This window comes from Paenibacillus sp. J31R98 (assembly GCF_056269245.1).
This window is the reverse complement of record NZ_JBWDNO010000005.1, coordinates 206080-223634: the sequence shown is the minus strand read 5'-3', so window position 1 is coordinate 223634 and position 17555 is coordinate 206080. Positions and strand designations below refer to the sequence as shown.

At 56.8% G+C, this 17555-nt stretch carries 13 protein-coding genes; 6 read left to right on the top strand and 7 right to left on the bottom strand.

Annotation, left to right across the window (positions count from 1 at the left end):
* Positions 1-67 precede the first annotated feature (67 nt).
* Both AC0YNX_RS19740 and AC0YNX_RS19735 read left to right on the top strand, forming a co-directional pair.
* Positions 68-2404: an ATP-dependent DNA helicase gene (locus tag AC0YNX_RS19740; RefSeq protein WP_475817416.1), complete on the top strand. Its 2337-nt coding sequence runs from the start codon at positions 68-70 to the stop codon at positions 2402-2404.
* Between the two features lie 117 nt (positions 2405-2521).
* A complete protein-coding gene (locus AC0YNX_RS19735) occupies positions 2522-4402 on the top strand; it encodes a glycoside hydrolase family 127 protein (protein ID WP_475817415.1) in 1881 nt (626 codons plus the stop codon).
* Positions 4403-4470: 68 nt separating this feature from the next.
* Here the strand turns inward: AC0YNX_RS19735 and AC0YNX_RS19730 are convergent, their stop codons facing one another.
* The 5 genes from AC0YNX_RS19730 to AC0YNX_RS19710 all read right to left on the bottom strand — a co-directional run bounded on the left by AC0YNX_RS19730 (position 4471) and on the right by AC0YNX_RS19710 (position 9075).
* Complete coding sequence (locus AC0YNX_RS19730) at positions 4471-5250, bottom strand: anti-sigma factor (protein ID WP_475817414.1); 780 nt, start codon at positions 5248-5250, stop codon at positions 4471-4473.
* Complete coding sequence (locus tag AC0YNX_RS19725) at positions 5250-5822, bottom strand: RNA polymerase sigma factor (protein WP_475817413.1); 573 nt, start codon at positions 5820-5822, stop codon at positions 5250-5252. The genes AC0YNX_RS19730 and AC0YNX_RS19725 overlap by 1 nt, the downstream gene beginning before the upstream one ends.
* Before the next feature lie 99 nt (positions 5823-5921).
* The gene (locus AC0YNX_RS19720) at positions 5922-6896 is read right to left on the bottom strand and encodes a cupredoxin domain-containing protein (protein WP_475817412.1); all 975 of its coding nucleotides are present in this window, start codon (positions 6894-6896) and stop codon (positions 5922-5924) included.
* A gap of 25 nt (positions 6897-6921) precedes the next feature.
* On the bottom strand, positions 6922-8520 hold the full coding sequence (locus tag AC0YNX_RS19715; RefSeq protein ID WP_475817411.1) for a plastocyanin/azurin family copper-binding protein: 1599 nt from the start codon (positions 8518-8520) through the stop codon (positions 6922-6924).
* Positions 8521-8613: 93 nt separating this feature from the next.
* Positions 8614-9075 (bottom strand): GNAT family N-acetyltransferase, encoded by a 462-nt coding sequence (locus AC0YNX_RS19710; RefSeq protein WP_475817410.1) that lies wholly within the window; start codon positions 9073-9075, stop codon positions 8614-8616.
* A 241-nt stretch (positions 9076-9316) separates the two neighbouring features.
* Between AC0YNX_RS19710 and AC0YNX_RS19705 the strand changes: the two genes are divergently transcribed.
* Together AC0YNX_RS19705 and AC0YNX_RS19700 are read left to right on the top strand one after the other, a co-directional pair.
* The gene (locus AC0YNX_RS19705; protein WP_475817409.1) at positions 9317-9829 is read left to right on the top strand and encodes a metallophosphoesterase family protein; all 513 of its coding nucleotides are present in this window, start codon (positions 9317-9319) and stop codon (positions 9827-9829) included.
* Positions 9830-9853: 24 nt separating this feature from the next.
* The gene (locus AC0YNX_RS19700; RefSeq protein ID WP_475817408.1) at positions 9854-11848 is read left to right on the top strand and encodes a GTP-binding protein; all 1995 of its coding nucleotides are present in this window, start codon (positions 9854-9856) and stop codon (positions 11846-11848) included.
* A 923-nt stretch (positions 11849-12771) separates the two neighbouring features.
* Here the strand turns inward: AC0YNX_RS19700 and AC0YNX_RS19695 are convergent.
* Positions 12772-13110, bottom strand: a complete 339-nt coding sequence (locus AC0YNX_RS19695) for a cupin domain-containing protein (protein WP_475817407.1) — start codon at positions 13108-13110, stop codon at positions 12772-12774.
* A gap of 51 nt (positions 13111-13161) precedes the next feature.
* On the bottom strand, positions 13162-14196 hold the full coding sequence (locus AC0YNX_RS19690; RefSeq protein ID WP_475817406.1) for an NADH:flavin oxidoreductase/NADH oxidase: 1035 nt from the start codon (positions 14194-14196) through the stop codon (positions 13162-13164).
* A gap of 175 nt (positions 14197-14371) precedes the next feature.
* Between AC0YNX_RS19690 and AC0YNX_RS19685 the strand changes: the two genes are divergently transcribed.
* Positions 14372-15517, top strand: a complete 1146-nt coding sequence (locus tag AC0YNX_RS19685) for a nitric oxide synthase oxygenase (protein ID WP_475817405.1) — start codon at positions 14372-14374, stop codon at positions 15515-15517.
* Between the two features lie 141 nt (positions 15518-15658).
* Positions 15659-17530, top strand: a complete 1872-nt coding sequence (locus AC0YNX_RS19680) for a DEAD/DEAH box helicase (protein WP_475817404.1) — start codon at positions 15659-15661, stop codon at positions 17528-17530.
* Positions 17531-17555: the final 25 nt, after the last annotated feature.

Sequence of the window (17555 nt, the reverse complement as noted above, 5' to 3'; positions counted from 1 at the left end):
CAGGACAAGCATATGCTACAATAAAAGAACAAACGTTCGAATTCGGCCTTATATAACAGGAGATCAAATGCCAAAAAAAGTGCAGCTGTCGGTGCGATCACTCGTGGAGTATGCCTATTTAAGCGGGGATATTGAGTCAGGGTTTCATACCGCTGCCTCGATGACGGAAGGGACGAAGGCGCACCAGCGCATTCAGAAGCAGTACGGCGAGCAGGATGAGAAGGAAGTATACGTCAGTGCGGAGATCGAACGAGACGGTCTCCTCTTTGTCATTGATGGGCGCTGCGATGGACTTCTTGCTCCCGACGGGGAGGGCGGCCTTCTCACCGTAGATGAGATCAAGTCCACATCCGGCAAGCTGCCGGAACTCCCCGAGCACACCTATCCTGTGCACTGGGCGCAGGCCAAGTGCTACGCCTACATCATCACGCAGGATCAAGGCCTTGATGAAATAATCGTGCAGCTGACGTATGTGCAGGTGGATACCGAGGAAGAGCGGCGCTTCCAGCAGAAGCTGGCGGGATCCGAGCTCGAGCAGTTCGTCCACGAAATGATCAGCTGCTACTATGCGCGCGCGGCGCAGCAAGTGGAGCATCAGGAGAAACGCAACCGCAGCATCAAGGAGCTGGCGTTTCCTTTTCCAGCTTATCGGGAAGGGCAGCGCAAGCTGGCTGGGGCGGTCTATCAGTCGATTGCCGGCAAGCACAAGCTGTTCGCCAAGGCGCCGACTGGCATCGGCAAGACGATCTCGACGATCTTCCCGGCGGTCAAAGCCATCGGGGAAGGCGTGCTGCAACGCGTTGTTTATTTGACAGCGAAGACGATTACGCGAACGTCGGCAGAGGAAGCTTTTGCACTGCTGGAGGCGAGAGGGCTGCACCTGCAGGTTGTCACGCTGACCGCGAAGGAGAAGATCTGCTTCCAAGAGGAAGTGCGCTGTAACAAGGAGCACTGCCCTTACGCGGACGGCTACTACGACCGGATCAACGAGGCGCTTCTCGATCTACGCACGAACGAAACGCGCATTACCCGCGAAGTAATCGAAGCATATGCGCGTAAGCATACCGTATGCCCGTTTGAATTTGCCCTCGATGCGGCATACGGAGCCGACGCCATGATATGCGACTACAACTATGTCTTCGACCCGCGCGTCAACTTGAAGCGCATGTTCGAGGAGCAGAAGCGGCGTACCGCCGTGCTTATTGATGAGGCGCATAATCTCGTCGACCGGGCGCGGGAGATGTACTCGAGCACGCTCGATAAAGTGGATTTCCTTGTAATGCGGCGCGCCTATAAAGGAAGGTCAGGTGCCCATGCGCCTGCCGTTTACACAGCGGCGAAAGACGTGAACGAATATTTCATCGCTCTGCGCAAGTCCATCGGCGAACGGAAGCAAGAGGTGACCAGAGAGCTGCCGGAGTCGCTCGTCGGTCTCATTGAGAAGTTCATTACCGAAGCGGAGCGGGAGCTGCTCAGCGCTAACAGTGGAGAGGCGAACCCGCAGCTGCTGGAGCTGTATTTTCGCTGTCAGAGCTTCGTTCGTATCGCCAAGCTGTACGATGAGCGGTACGTCACCTACACGGAATGCCAGCAAAGCGAAGTGCATATGAAGCTGTTCTGCCTAGATCCGTCGCATTTGCTGCGCGCGATGAGCAAGGGATACAGGTCAATCGTGTTCTTCTCGGCGACGCTGACGCCTTTGCACTATTACATGGACATGCTTGGCGGCGACATGGAAGCGGACTATTCGGTCGTGGTGCCGTCCCCGTTCTCTTCCGAGCAGCTCGAGGTGAGCATCAGTCCGCTATCGACGCGCTATCTGGACAGGGAGCGGACGATTGACCGGGTTGTGGAGCAGATCGGGCGGATGGCGGGGCAGCGGCAGGGGAACTATCTCGTGTTCTTCCCCTCGTACGCATACATGAATGATGCGGTGGAGCGGTTCTTCATAAGCCATCAAGGTGAAATAGATGCTGGGCGCATGAGAGCAATCGTGCAAGCGACGCGGATGTCGGAGGAGGAGCGGGAGCAGTTTTTGGCTGCTTTTCAGGCGGACTCGCAAGAAACGCTAGTTGGATTCGCCGTGATGGGCGGGATATTCTCGGAGGGTATCGACCTCGTTGGAGACCGATTAATCGGCGTTGCCGTTGTAGGTGTCGGGCTGCCGCAGGTAGGTCTTGAACGCGATATTATGAAGGCGTATTTCGATGAGAATGGGCGAAACGGCTTCGAGTATGCGTTTCTGTTCCCCGGTATGAATAAGGTGCTGCAGGCGGGAGGCCGTCTTATCCGTTCCGAGCAAGATCGCGGATGTCTGTTGCTGATTGACGACCGCTATCTGCAGCCTCAATATAATCGGCTGCTTCCGCAGGAGTGGCTGGGCTATCAAGTGTTGCGCTCATAGAATCCGAGGGCAGACACTTGCAGTCCAGCCGCTCTCTATTTTACTATTAATGAAACCGCTTTCTAGATAGTAGTTGCACAGGGTTGAGATTAGCGTGGAAGGAGAAAGGTGGTCACAATGCAAATGCAAGGAACGAAGCAACAGAAGTGGCAGGGCATTCCGTTTAATCAGGTGAGGATTGAGGACAGCTTCTGGCGGCCTAGGCTCGATCTGCTAACGCAGGTGACGCTGCCCCTCTGCTTGGAGAAGAGTGAAGAGACGGGGCGGATTAGCAATTTTTCCAAAGCGGCGGGATTGGCGGAGGGCGAGTTCGAAGGCATTTATTTTAACGATTCCGATGTCTACAAGGTGCTTGAAGGCGCTGCTTACAGCTTGATGACGAACCGGGACGCGGTTCTGGAGGCGGAGATCGATCGCATTATCGATCTGATCGCTGCCGCACAGGAGGAAGACGGCTATCTGTGCACGTACTATACGCTCGTCAAGCCCGGCGAGAAGTGGACGGACATGGAGAAGCACGAGATGTATAACGGCGGTCATCTTATCGAAGCGGCCGTTGCATATTACGAAGCGACAGGCAAAAGAGTGCTTCTTGACGTGGCCTGCCGTCTTGCCGATCATTACGATTCGGTATTCGGCCCAGGCAAGCGCCATTGGGTGGAAGGGCATGAAGAGATCGAGCTTGCGCTTGTGAAGCTGTTTCGGGTAACGGGCGAGGAGCGTTATTGGAAGCTGGCGCTATGGCTGCTTGAGGAGAGGGGACATGGACACGGAGTTGGCGCGATTTGGGATAATAAAGAGTGGGGACCGGCCTATTGCCAGGACGACGTTCCCGTTCGTGACATTAAGGAAGTGAAGGGACACGCCGTCCGCGCCATGTACTTGTTTACGGCGATGGCCGATGTTGTGCATGTGTCCGGAGATACGGCTTATATGGATGCGCTGCACCGAGTATGGGAGCATACGGTCGAGCGGAATATGTACATTACGGGCGGAATCGGTCCATCGAGGCATAATGAAGGATTTACGCATGACTTCGATCTGCCGAATGACAGCGCCTATTGCGAAACATGTGCCGCGATTGCGATGGTGCTGTGGAATCATCGGATGAATTTGCTGACAGGAGAAGCGAAGTACGCAGACATTATCGAGCGCGAAATGTATAACGGAGCACTGGCCGGTATTTCGTTATCCGGCGACCGGTTCTTCTACGTCAATCCGCTCGCTTCTGTTGGCGATCATCACCGAGTGCCATGGTTCGACTGCTCGTGCTGTCCGACGAACCTCGTTCGGTTCCTTCCTTCAATTGGCGGGTATGTGTATAGTCGCACGGATGAGGGGCTTGTCGTGAATCAGTATGTGAGTGGCACGGCTTCATGCGAAGTGGGAGCTGCAGGTATCGCTGTCACGCTGGAGCAGAAGACATCCTATCCGTGGAATGGACAGATCGAGCTGACGATTGAAGCGATATCGGGAGCTTCGGAGGTTGGCAGCAGCGGGGCTGATGGCGGCGATAAGTTCGAGATGAAGCTGCGAATTCCGGGGTGGTGCAGAGGTTATGGCGTTTCCGTTAATGGCAGTGCGGTTCGGGGCGCCGACCTGTTGGTGGATAGAGGCTATGTGACGCTGAACCAGGCGTGGAAGGCGGGCGATACCATTACGCTCAACTTGGATATGGCTGTTGTAGCAGTCCGTTCCCGTGAGGAAGTAGTCAGCAATGCTGGACGTGTCGCGTTTGGGCGCGGTCCGGTCGTATTCTGCGTGGAAGGCGTGGACAACGAAGCGCTGGCATACGATCAGTTCGAGGTTTCTGCAGCTGCTCCGTTTGCTGCTGAGCATCGAGCAGATCTGCTCGGCGGCGTTGTCGTTCTGACAGGCCAATCGGCCGTCGGAAGTCCGCTGACGCTCGTTCCTTACTATGCATGGGATAACCGTGAGCCCGGGTTTATGCAAGTATGGATAAAAGAAACGCAGGAGCGTGCTTTGTATCGGTTTTAATTGGTTGTGAGATGGAGAGAAGCCATAGCAGGTCGGCGGAAATGCGACCTGCTATGGCTTCTTTGTTGTCACACGGAGGAGCCGTACACCTTCGTCCCGCGCGGCTGATCGCCCTTATCATCGGGCTCAATCGTAATGCCGATGCTGTCGAAGTCCAGCTTAGTTGAAGTGATCGGCATCGCCAGCAATCCGACTCCGCGATCGGATTGGCCGACGCGGAACGTGCCTGCGCTCTTGCGGACGCCGTCCTTAATGAGCCACACTTGATACGCTTCGCTGCCGTTTGTTGTCGCTGCTCCGAACAAGTAGACGACGAATTGCTTGCTCTGCCCGTTGTCGACGATACAAGCAACGCCGGATGATTTGCCCGCGAGCTTGCCTGCGGCTTGGAGCGGTACCAGCTCTGTAATCTGCGCAGCTGATACGTTCAGCGCCTGCTCGATAGGGAGTGGTGCGCTCTGCTGCTCGCTGCGCAGCTGCCAGTTCCAAGCGCCCATAAGCACAAGGCCGGCTACGGCTGCAGTCAGCAGCGCGGGGGTCAGCTTCCGGAATAGGGAGGGGCTTCTTCTCGCAGACGAAAGGCGAAAAGCACGACTATTGTCAGCCGGCTGAGCGGCAAGGGCAGCGTCCATGACCTGCTGCTTCAGATCAGGCGGTGGTTCGATTTGGTGTATATCCGAAGGAAGCGCCTCCCATACCGTGCGCAGTTCCAGAAGCTCCTGCTGGCAGGCTTCGCAGTGAGGAAGATGAAGTTCGAACGCTGCTTTCTCCTCTGCGGTGCACGCGTCAGACACATACTCGAGGCAAAGCTCGCAGGTTGGCAGCTGCTGCTGATCTCTCTTCTCCATCACAATCCCTCCTCTTCTGCCGGCATATGTCTGCGCAATATTTTTAACGTCTGATGCAATCGGTTCTTTACGGTGCCAAGCGGCTGGTTATAGGCGGCGGCGAGCTCGCTTAAGCTGTATCCCTGCCAATAGAAATGCTCCAGCAGCATAATCTGCTGCGAGGACAGATGTTGATAAGCGCTGCGGATCTGCTCCTTCAGCGACTGCCGTTCTGCGCGTTCCTCCGGTGACGGAGTCGCGGAATCGGGGATGTGGTCGAGCTCCTCAGGCGCAAAAGGAAGAAGCGGGGCGTTCTGCCGCCGCTGCTTGCGCAGCCAGTCCGTCGACATGTTGCGCGTAACGGTGAGCAGCCAGCTCGTGAACCGGCCCTTCTCCGGGTTATAGTCCGATTCGGTTGTCCATAGCCGGATGAAGACAGACTGAACGATATCCCTCGCGGCCTGTTCATCCTTAATGGCTTTGAGCGCGAAGGAATAGACGAGCGCCCCGTAGCGATCGTACATCGTGGAAAGCGCCTTCTGCTGCTTGCATTTGATGAGCAGCATCAATTCATAATCGCCAAGATTGTGCATGCGGTTCTGGCCTCCCGGTCAGACATCAATTACAAGCTAGTGTACCAAAAGAATACGTACAGGGTAACCATCCGTAATCGGACAGTTACCCCGCGCAAGTTATTTCGCGACGGTGATCGTCGCCTGCATGCCAGGATGCGGCGTGCAGTAATAAGAGAATACGCCTTCCTTGTCGAAAGTAATGACTTTGCCCTCGTCCTTTGCAAGCAAATCGGTGTCGAAGCTGCCATCGTCAGCCGTCGCCGAATGCTTCACATCGTCCCGGTTAATGAACTTGACCGTATCACCTGGGTGAATCGTCAAAGCATCAGGTGTAAAAGCAAACTCCTTAATTTCCACCACATACTGCTTGCTCTGAGGCTTCGAATCGGTGCTGCCCGTTGCTGGCTTGTCGGCCGGTTTTGGAGCTGCCGGTTTATCGGCTGGCTTCGAAGTCTGCGGCTTCGTCGCATCTTTCGCCGGAGTCTTGCCGCCGTGATCGTCGTTAGCCTCGCCTTTTCCGTGACCGCCATGATCGTCGCCAGCCTCGGTTTTCGCTCCGCCTTTGTCATCGCCGGCTTCGGCCTTCGTGCCACCGCCTTTGTCGTCACCAGCTTCAGCTTTCGTACCGCCACCATGATCGTCGCCGGCTTCGCCTTTCGCGCCACCGCCTTTATCATCGCCAGCCTCGGCCTTCGTGCCACCGCCTTTGTCATCAGCCGCATCGCTCTTCGAGTCTGCTCCGCTCACATCGCCGGCTGCTCCGCTACTCTTCGAATTATTCGTACCACCGCCAGTAGCTGTTGTCCCGCCGTCCTTCGAATCATCCGAACTGCCACTTCCGGCATTGCTCGCCGCTGTTCCGTTATCCGCCGCAGCGGGTGAACCGTCACCGGTCGCGTCGGTCGAGTCCCCTCCAGACGTATTGTCCGTCGCCGCAGCTGTCGTATCATTCATCGCCATATTGCTATGATCCTGATGATTCTGCTCCGCCGCCGAATTGTTCTTGCCGCATGCACTCAGACTCAGCACGACAACGAGCAGCAGGGAGAGGAAGAAGAAGCTTTTTGGACGACTAATCGATCTCCTGTTCATTGCGTTCCAGGTCATTGGCATTCACTCATTTCACTATAATTTGGCCGGTCATAAACTTCTTGTGCGGCTCGCAGAAGTAATCGTAGGTTCCAGACTTCGTCAGTGTAATCGTGAACGAATCGCCTTTCTCCAGCAGAGGTGTTTCAAAGCTGCCATTCACGGCAACCGCATTGTGCTTCATATCATCGTAATTCGTGAAGATAATCTGAGATCCTGCTTCAACCGTAAGCGGGCCTGTGCCGAAGGAGTATTCTTTAATATCGACGTGATATGTCTTCACAGCAGGCACAGCAGCTCCAGCCGTCGTGCCTTTGAATTTCGCCGGATCGACGACGAACCACACGTTGTTAACCGCTTGCCCGTTTACATCGCCATGCTTCGTATCCTTGATGAAGTAGTACAACGGATAACCCTTGTACGTTGTTTGTTTACTGCCATCCGAGCGCGTGATCGTACCGAGATCAGAGCTCGCTACACCAGTCGGCGTGCTGCCGCCGTCCGCCAGATAGGCTGGCCAGTTCGCGAGGCATGTGCCTTCGCAAACGCTGGTATTCGGCGTATCCTTGTCAAAATAGTACAGCGTGCGACCATGTTCATCCGTTAAATAATTTCCGAGAGTAGTGGATGTGCCAAGCATAGCGGCATAATCGGATTTGGCTACGAACCAAACGCCGCCAACACCTTCGCCGTTCACGTCGCCAGCAGCCATATCCTTCGCAAAATAGTACAGAGGCCAGCCTTTATACGTCGTCTGCTCTGTGCCGTCAGCACGCTTATACGCGCCAAAGTCTGCCGGGTTCAGCGAGGACGGGATTTGCAGCTTGTCGGCGTAGTAGATCGGCCAAGCAGTCAAACATGGACCTTGGCAGGATTCGAGATCTGCAGCGTCCTTCGTGAAATAGTAGAGCGTGCGGCCCGCACTATCTGTCAGGAATGTGCCAAGCTTCGCATTCTTGCCAAGGCTGATGCGAGTACCGTCAGGCTGCACAGCGGAAGCAGCGATGACACCGCCCGTTTGCAGTTTGGCGAACAGTGTTGCGCCGCCAGCCGACTTCGCATTCAGAGATTCGATAAGAGCTGTCGCAATATCGTCGTTCGTCAGCATCGATACGCCAGCGATTTGTTTCAATCCTTTACCTGCTGCAAAAGCAATCGTATCCGCATACTTGTAATCCGCCCCGGATTTGTAACCGAGCACTTCGAGCAGCACTTTATAGAACTGTTGCGCGCTGATCATCTCTAGCGGATCGAACTTGCCGCTGCCCGTGCCATTCCAGCCGAGCTCTGCATGTGCTTTCAAGTAGGCAAGCACCGGTTTGTTCGCTTTGCCCACGAGAGAGGAGTCGCTGAAGCTATCCGTGCCTGTGTAAGAGAGTGCGTCCTGCAGCTTGCCCTGGAGGCGCAAGGAGATGATGGCGGCTTGGAGTCGCGTGGACATTTTGCCTAAGTAGTCTTTGGTCACGCCGTTGCCGTCCCCTAGCAGAAGGCCAAGCTTCGCGGCTGCCTCTGCATCAGTTGTAGCTGCGTGCGACTCTTCCTCTGCTGAAGCGCTAAGTACAGGAAGCAGTAAGGATAAACATAAGGTGAAAGCTAGCAAAAAAAGCCCAAACCTGGTTCTCTTCATTCGTCAAATCCTCCTTTAAAAGTAGCTGTCATAGGAGGTAACGATTGAGAGCCCAAACCGGTTTGAGCAGAAACATAAATATTTTTTAAAAAATTAGATCAGCGATTTCTCGTACACGTTAATCCAGAAGCCGTCAATGACGCTTGCGCCGCGGTGGGCGTAGCCGTTACTGAGGAAGAGCCGCTTCGCCCCGAGCTGATTCGTGAGGGCATCAAGATAGATGTGGCGGAAGCCGAGCTCCTTCGCTCGCTCTTCAAGCTTCGTTAGCATGCGCTGCCCGTAGCCGTTCTGCTGGTGCTCGGGATGGACGCGCAGCCGTTTGATCTCCGCCGTCTCCTCATCTAGCTTCTTCAGCCCGCCCATAGCCACAACAATTCCATCGGCATTCGTACCGACAATGAAGTCGCCGCCGCTGCTGAGATACTGCTCTTCAATATGAAAAATATCATGGTAATGCTGGTGCGTCGGCTCCACGCCTGCTGCGGATATGACAAGCAGATGAAGCTGCCAGATGTCATCATGGTCGTTGGGGGAATAGCGTCTGATGTGGATCAAGGGGCATCGCTCCTTTTCCGAGACAATCTTTGAAACAACAAAGCTTATATGTAATATAATCTAACACAAAAACAAGCTTTATTGATAGGATTTTATAGATTGTCCTGTGAAAAATAGGCTTATTCGTTATTTCCGCTTAAACAATGTTAGGTTCATGTAAATAATATGATTGTGATTGAATAGCTGGTGTTTTTGCTCAATAATGAGAGAAAGAGCGTAACGAGAAGGAGCTGAGGGCGACATGAAAGTAGTCGTTGTATCGGATACCCATATGACACGGATGGCGAAGAAGCTGCCGGAGCGGTTAATTGAGGAATTGAAGAATGCTGATGCCATCCTGCACGCAGGCGATTGGATGACGCTGTCGGTGCTGGAAATGCTGAAGCAGTATGCGCAGACGGAGGGCGTAGCAGGTAACAATGACGGTAGTGACATTGTCGCAAAGCTGGGTTGGCGGAAGCTGCTGGAGATTGAAGGCGTGCGAATCGGACTCGTTCACGGTCATCAAGGGATGGGCGGTCGATCGGATACGGAACAGAATGCGTACCGGACTTTTGCCAAGGACAAAGTCGATGTCGTTGTGTTCGGCCACTCGCATATACCGGTGAAGCGGGAACGTGACGGGGTGCTCATGTTTAATCCGGGGTCGCCGACGGATAAGAGAAGGCAGGCGCAGTATTCCTTCGGTATTCTGACGATTGAGGACGGCAAAGTGAAGTCGGCGGAGCATATCTATTACGATAACAAGAATTGAATGTAAAAAGGGGAATGGCTTACGATGAGCGCGCAGCAGCATAACTTGCGGAATGTCGGCATCTTTGCCCATGTTGATGCAGGGAAGACGACGACTACGGAGCAGATGCTTTACTTAAGCGGTCATATTAGGTCGCTAGGCAGCGTAGATACGGGGACGACGCAGACGGACTGGCTCGACGTTGAGCGGGAGCGGGGAATTTCGGTGCGAGCAGCGGTTACGCGGCTCTCATGGAAGGAGACGCCGATCAATCTGGTCGACACGCCGGGTCACGTCGATTTCTTATCTGAAGTGGAGCGGTCGCTGCGGGTCATGGACGGCGCCGTGCTGATCATCTCGGCGGTGGAAGGCGTGCAGGCGCAGACGGAGATTATTTGGCAGGCGCTTCGCGACCTGAAGATTCCGACGCTGATCTACGTGAACAAGTTGGACCGCATCGGAGCGGATGCCTCAGCTGTTATGGGGCAAGTTCACCGACTGCTCTCGCCGCAAGCTGTGCCGATTGCCGCACCGGACGGTGTGGAGGCTGGCTTCAGCGGTGCGGTGTCGGTGCTGGACGAGCCGGTGGCGGGGGAAGCTGCGTGGGCGGAGCCGTATCGCCAGATGCTGCTGGAAACAGTGGCGGAGCAGGATGAGGTGCTGCTTGAAGCGTATTTGGACGGGCAGTCGATCAGCAGGGAGCAGCTTGAGGCTGCTCTTGTTGATGGCTGTCATAGGAGCGCGTTGTTTCCCGTGCTGTTCGGTGCTTCGGGCAGGAGCATCGGCGTCGAGGCGCTGCTGGACGCGGTTGTGGCATATTTGCCGGGACCAAGCGGGTCGGAGGCTGGCGCGGTGTCGGGCGTCATCTTTAAGATGGAGCGCGATCCTGTCATGGGCAAAATCGCTTATGTTCGGCTATATGATGGCGTGCTTCGCAATCGCGATATCGTGATGAACTATAGCCGCGATGTCCAGGATAAAGTGACGCAGATCCGCCGGGTGAACGGGCAGAAGACCGAGGACATCGGCGTGCTGAAGGCGGGCGACATCGCCGCTGTCTACGGGTGGAGCCGCGCTCGGATTGGCGATATTATTGGCAGTCCCGAAGGGGTCCCCGGCGAGATGCGGCTGGCGGTGCCGCTGCTAACGGTGCAGGTGCATTGGCAGAATGCCGCGGAGTATCCGGCGGTCGTTGCTGCTTTTCAGGAGCTGGCGGACGAGGATCCGCTGCTGGATTTGCAGTGGCTGCAGGATGAGAGGGAGCTGCATCTGAAAGTAATGGGGCCGATCCAGATGGAGGTGCTTACGTCCATCCTGCTAAGCCGGTTTAAGCTGGCGGTGAGCTTCGGCGCACCGTCTGTCATTTACAAGGAAACGCCGGCAATGGCGGGAGAAGGGTTCGTGGCGTATCTGGCGCCTAAGCCTTGCTGGGCCATATTGCGGTTTGTTATTGAGCCGGGCGAGCGGGGCAGCGGGCTCGTCTATAAGTCGATGGTACGCGGCGAGCGTCTGCTCGAGAGCTACCAGAACGAGGTCGCGCGCCGAGTGCCGGAGGCGCTGCAGCAGGGGCTGCGCGGCTGGGAGGTCACCGACCTCAGCGTGACGTTGGTGGAAGGGGAGCATCATGTGTGGCATACCCATCCGCTGGATTTTGTCATCGCGACGCCGATGGGCATTATGAACGGGCTCGCGAATGTGGGCACGAAGCAGCTCGAGCCGATGCTGCGCTTCCGCATGTCGGTGCCGGAGGAGTACGGCGGCAAGCTCATGAACGAGCTCGTCATCATGCGCGGCGAGTTCGACGCTCCGGCGGTGCGCGGGGAGCGCATGGAAATCGAGGGGCTGCTGCCGGTGGCGACGACGCTCGATTTCCCCGCACGGCTCGGCGCGATGACGAAAGGCCGCGGCACGCTCACGACCTTCTTCGCCGGCTACCGCGAATGCCCTCCCGACGTGGATGTGGAGCGTCAGCGCCGCGGCGTGAATCCTCTGGACGAGGCGAAGTATATACTCGCGATGCGGAATGCGCTGAGCGGGTAGTGCGGGCGTGGCGGCTGGTGGCGCCGGGGCGTGAGTGGCGGTGGGAAGTGGAAACGCGGGAACTGCGTGTTGAGAGAGGGGAAAGCCTCTCTCGGAGAGCGGAACATGGGAGCTGCGTGGTGAGAGAGGGGTAATCCTCTCTCGGAGTAAGGAAGCGGCAGAATAGCCCGCTTGTACGGCGGTGAGAGAGGGAAAAGCCGCTCTCGGGGTGCGGAAACGCGGGAAATTCGTGTTGAGAGAGGGGAAATCCTCTCTCAGAGAGCGGAAACGGCTGAATAGCCGCCCGTTCGGCGGCGAGAGCGGGAAAAGCCGCTCTCGGAGTGCGAAAATGCGGGAAATTTGTGTTGAGAGAGGGGAAATCCTCTCTCAGCTACTGCAATTGGTCGCGGTGCCACGTGTCGGAACGCGAGAGAACAAATACGTTCTCTCAGTGGAAATATCGCGAGAAAATTATGCTGAGAGAACATATATGTGCTCTCAGAGCGGAAATGGGCCGCGAATGGAGCAATAAGACAGCTGAGAGATCGTATACGTTCTCTCGGCAGCCGATATGAGGAGAAAAGTCGCTGAGAGAACATATACGTGCTCTCAGCGAGCAAACCGACGGTTGGTGTCGTGCTGAAGTGGGGCAGAAGAAAGCTATTTTGACGAGATGGGCTGATCGAGAGACGGGGAACCAGGCTTTCGAGTGGCGAAGCAGGCGACATTAAGCATGAGAGTCGTGAAATCCGACTCACAGCCGCAGAAGAAGGTTAGTTTGACGAGGTGGGCGGGTCGATAGACGGAACCAGGTTTCGAGCATGACGAAGTCAGCTGATCGAACGAACAGCCCCCAAGGCAGCCTACCCATCCGCTCGGTCGACCGCTCACGCCAAAAGCAAAAAAGCTTAGAGTCAGTCCACCTGACTCTAAGCTTTTTTCATTCACGCGTCATGCCGGTCGCCGCGTGTGGTCGGTGACGAGACGACGAGGAACTCCGCCGCTCCGTCTGAGACATTGCGCACTTGGTGCGGCGTAAGAGGCGGTACCTCTACGCCTTCCTGTGGCTCAAGCGTGACTACCTCGCCGCCCACCTCAATCGCGAGCGCGCCCGACAGGACAAAGAAGAACTGCCGCGCCTGCTCATGATAGTGGCGCACCTCGCTCGTGCCCGCAGGCATACGCTCGTGGATGACGCTCAGCCGCTCATCCTTCACGAGATGCCAACCGTCGCACACCTCGCCCCACACATAGTGCTCCGCGCTCTGTTTGCTTACTTTCATGTTCTTGCTACCTCACTCTTATGTCTGCTCCAACCGTCTAAGCCTAGCAAATTAGTACCCGCGCTGGTACTGGCGCGGGATCCACTCAGCGGCTTCGCCGCTCTTGCCGGCGGTCGCCTGCAGCGCATGCAGCGCCCAGTACGGGTCGCGCAGCATGCCGCGCGCGACCGCGACGAGGTCGGCGTTGCCATGCGCGACCGTTGCGTCCGCCAGCTTTGGCTCGTCGAGCAAGCCGACGGCGATGACAGGCACGCCGAGCGCGTCCTTCACCGCACGGGCTAGAGGCACTTGATAGCCGGGATAGATCGCCGGCTTAACCGATCCAACCGGCGCTTCGCCGCCGCTCGATGCGTGAAAAATATCCACGCCCGCGTCACGGTACCGCCGGAAGATTTCAATGCCCTCCTCCACGGTGTAGCCCCCGTCAGAGAATTCTGCTGCAGACACGCGCATAATAAGCGGCATATCGGCTGGCATCACGCTTTTCACGGCCGCGACAACCTCGGAGCCGAATTTTGCGCGGTCCTGACCGTACTCATCCTCGCGCCTGTTCACAACCGGCGAGTGGAACTGGTGAATCAGGTAGCCGTGTGCGCCATGGAGCTCAATTGTATCGAAACCAGCTTCAACAGCGCGGCGTGCAGCTTCCTTGAACTTTACGACAAGCCCCTGAATCTCATCTATCCGCAGCGCACGTGGCGTGCGATAGGATTCGTTAAAAGCAATCGCCGATGGCGCGACCGGCTCCACCGCGTCCTCCGCTTTGCGTCCAGCGTGCGCGATTTGAATGCCGATTTTCGCTCCGTGGCGATGAACCTCATCTATAATCCGGCGATACGCTGGAATTTGCTCATCCGACCAAAGGCCAAGGCAGCGGTCCGTAATGCGGCCGTCCGGCTCGACGTCGGTCATCTCCATAATAATAAGTCCCGTACCGCCAACGGCGCGGGAAACGTAGTGTACATAATGCCATTCGTTTGGTGTGCCGTCATTCGCTTCTACCGAGTATTGGCACATCGGTGCCATAACGATCCGGTTCTTCAAATTCAAGCCCTTCGATGCAAAAGGGGTCGATAAACGATTCATTTCACTTTATTCCTCCTTGAGCGTTCGGCTCTTCTTTCTACACAATGCCAAGTATAAACGACTCACTTACATTTTTAAAGTAAAATACAAAACCACACAGAGCCGTCACAGCAATTGCAAATCAATTCCGGTATAATAACAGCAACAATCACCAACAGGCAGGGGCTATTTCGTCATGATGAACACGCAATTGCATAATCACACCGCCGCCGCAAAGAGCCGCACCAACCAGCTGCTCCAAGAGGCTGAAGCATACCTGAAACAGTACGGCAGCGAGCTTGGCATCGCCGAACCGGACATCGCGGCAAGGCTGAGCCTCATCGCCAGCGAGATCGACGCGACTGGCACCTATACGCACACGCAGGAAGAGCTTGCCTACGGGGCGAAGCTGGCATGGCGCAACAGCAACCGCTGCATCGGGCGATTGTTCTGGGACTCGCTCATCGTGCAGGATGCACGAAGTGCACAATCCGCGGCTGACGTTGCGAAAGGCGTGTTCAGCCATATGAAATATGCAACGAACGGCGGCAAAATATTACCAACGATTACGATCTTCGCCCCCTCTGTCGACGCAGAAGAGCCGCGCATTCGGCTGTGGAATGAACAGCTGGTTCGCTATGCGGGCTACGAGCAAGAGGACGGCAAGGTGCTCGGCGATCCGATCTCGCTCGAGCTCACGCGGGTATGCGGGCAGCTTGGCTGGCGCGGCGCGGGGACGGCTTTTGACGTGCTGCCGTTAGTCGTGCAGATCGGACAGGAGCAACCGCAATATTTTGAAATTCCGGAGGAGCTAATCCTCGAAGTGCCGCTGATACACCCGGATTTGCCCGCTTTTGAAGAGCTGGGGCTAAAGTGGTACGGGGTTCCTTTTGTCAGCAACATGCGGCTTGAGATTGGCGGGTTGCACTACACGGCTGCACCGTTCAATGGTTGGTACATGGGCACGGAGATCGGCGCGCGCAACCTCGCAGACCCTTTCCGCTACAACATGCTGCCGCAGGTGGGGGCTCTGATGGGACTTGATACGAGCCGCGAATCGACGCTGTGGCGCGACCGTTCGCTGGTGGAGCTGAACGTGGCGGTCCTACATTCTTATAAGGAAAAAGGGGTCACGATTGTCGATCACCATACGGCGAGCAAGCAGTTCAGCTTGTTTGCGGAGAAGGAGCGGCAGAAGGGCCGCATCCCGACCGGGCGATGGTCATGGCTCATTCCGCCGCTGTCTCCGGCGACAACGGCTGTTTTTCATACGAGATATGAGGATATTGAGCAGAAGCCGAACTACTTTTATCAGAAAACACCTTATTCGGAGCCGCAATAATTACATGATCAGCTCCTGAATGTGGTACGATAGGAGTACCGGATTTTTACAGAGATGAACATGCAGCCGCCGCCGCGCTAGGGGAGACGGCTTCGTTTCATTTTGAACGGCAGGTTTGTAAATATAAATGAGGTGGATCTATTGGCAGGTTTTGAACAATTAGGTATTGGCAAGGAGCGGACGCAATCGCTTCGGAATGAAGGGATTCAGGAGGCGACGCCGATCCAGGAGGGCGCGATACCGGTTATTTTGCAGGGCAGCGATGTTATCTGTCAGGCACAGACGGGAACGGGCAAGACACTCGCGTTTCTGCTTCCGATGCTGGAGAAAATCAGAGCAGACCGCGATCAGCTGCAAGGCTTGATCCTGACGCCGACGCGCGAGCTGGCGCTGCAAATTACGACGGAACTTAAGAAACGTCTTGCGACGCGTGAAGAATTCAGCGTGCTCGCGGTATACGGTGGACAAGATGTGGAGTCGCAGCTGCGCAAGCTGAAGCGTGCGGTTCATATCGTCGTGGCAACGCCGGGTCGTCTGCTGGATCATATTCGCAGAGGGACGATTTCGCTTGGTCAGGTCAAAATGCTCGTGCTCGACGAGGCTGACCAAATGCTGCACATGGGCTTCCTGACTGAGGTCGAGGAAATTTTGCAGCAGATGCCTTATCGCAAGCAGACGATGCTGTTCTCGGCGACGATGCCGGCTGGCGTGCGTTCGCTCGCAGCGCGGTTCATGATTGAGCCGAAGGATATTACGGTGCGTGCGCCGCAGGTGACGGTGAAAGCGATTCGCCAGCTGGCGGTGGAAGTGAGCGCGAAAGGCAAGGAAGAGCATCTGAAGCGGTTGCTCGAGGAGCACAATCCGTATTTGGGCGTTATTTTCTGCCGGACGAAGAAGCGCGTGAGTGCGCTGAACGATTACTTGCAAGAAAAAGGCTTTGTTAGTGACGAGCTGCACGGTGACCTCTCGCAAGCGAAGCGCGAGCAAGTCATGAAGCGGTTCCGCGATGCGAAGCTGCAATTGCTTGTGGCAACAGACGTAGCGGCGCGTGGTCTTGATGTCGAAGGCGTAACGCATGTCTTCAACTATGACATTCCGGAGAATGCAGAGGGCTACATTCACCGAATTGGTCGTACAGGCCGTGCAGGCGAGGACGGAATCGCGATTACGCTTGTGTCGCCGCATGATCGTCTGGAGCTGGCTGCCATCGAGAGAGGCATCCATCAGACGATTCCGCGGGAGAACAGCCGCGGTGGCGTAGCGGTTGTTCGGGATGCGGTCAAGCAGGCTGACAAGCGTGAACGCGGCGAAGGCAGTCGCCGCGGAGCTGGTCGCGGAGGCGCTGGCGGCGGATGGTCGGGCGGTCGCTCGAGCAGTGCGGGCCGTGGTGGCCGTGGCGAAGCAGGAGCAGGACGTGGCCGTGGAGAAGCTGGAGCAGGAGCAGGAGCAGGACGTGGCCGTGGAGAAGCCGGTGGCGAGAAGCGTGCAGGATCAGGCGGAGCCTATGGGGCAGCAGCGAAGCGCGGCGCGGGCAGAGACGCGGCGCGTGATACGGAGTCGCCGCAATGGGGCGCTGCGGCAAGAACGGAAGCGCCGCGCGGTCGTGGCGGCGTAGCGGCGGTAGGATCGTCGCGCAGCGGTAGCGGTGACGCGCCGCGCGGAGGCGGTCGCGGGCGCTACAGCACGCCGGCACGTGAAGAAGGTGCCGGCGGTGCTCGCGAAGCGGGCCGCAGCCGCGGCGAAAGCACGCGGGGCCGCGGAGCAAGCGGTGCTTCCGCGCCGCGCAGCGGCGGGCGCGCGGGCGCAGCGCCTCAGTTCCCTGGCAGCGGTGAGCGGAATCGTGGCGGTAGCGGTGGTAGCAGCGGTGGCCGTGCAACAGGCGGAGGCGATCGGAATCGCAGCGGCGGAGGCGGTCGCTCGTCGGGCGGCAGTCGCTCCGGCGGTGGAGGCGGTCGCCCAGGTGGCGGCAAGCCGGGCGGTGGCGGTCGTCCGCAGCGCAGTCGGTCGCGCTAACAGTTAATAGTGAACTTCAAGGCAA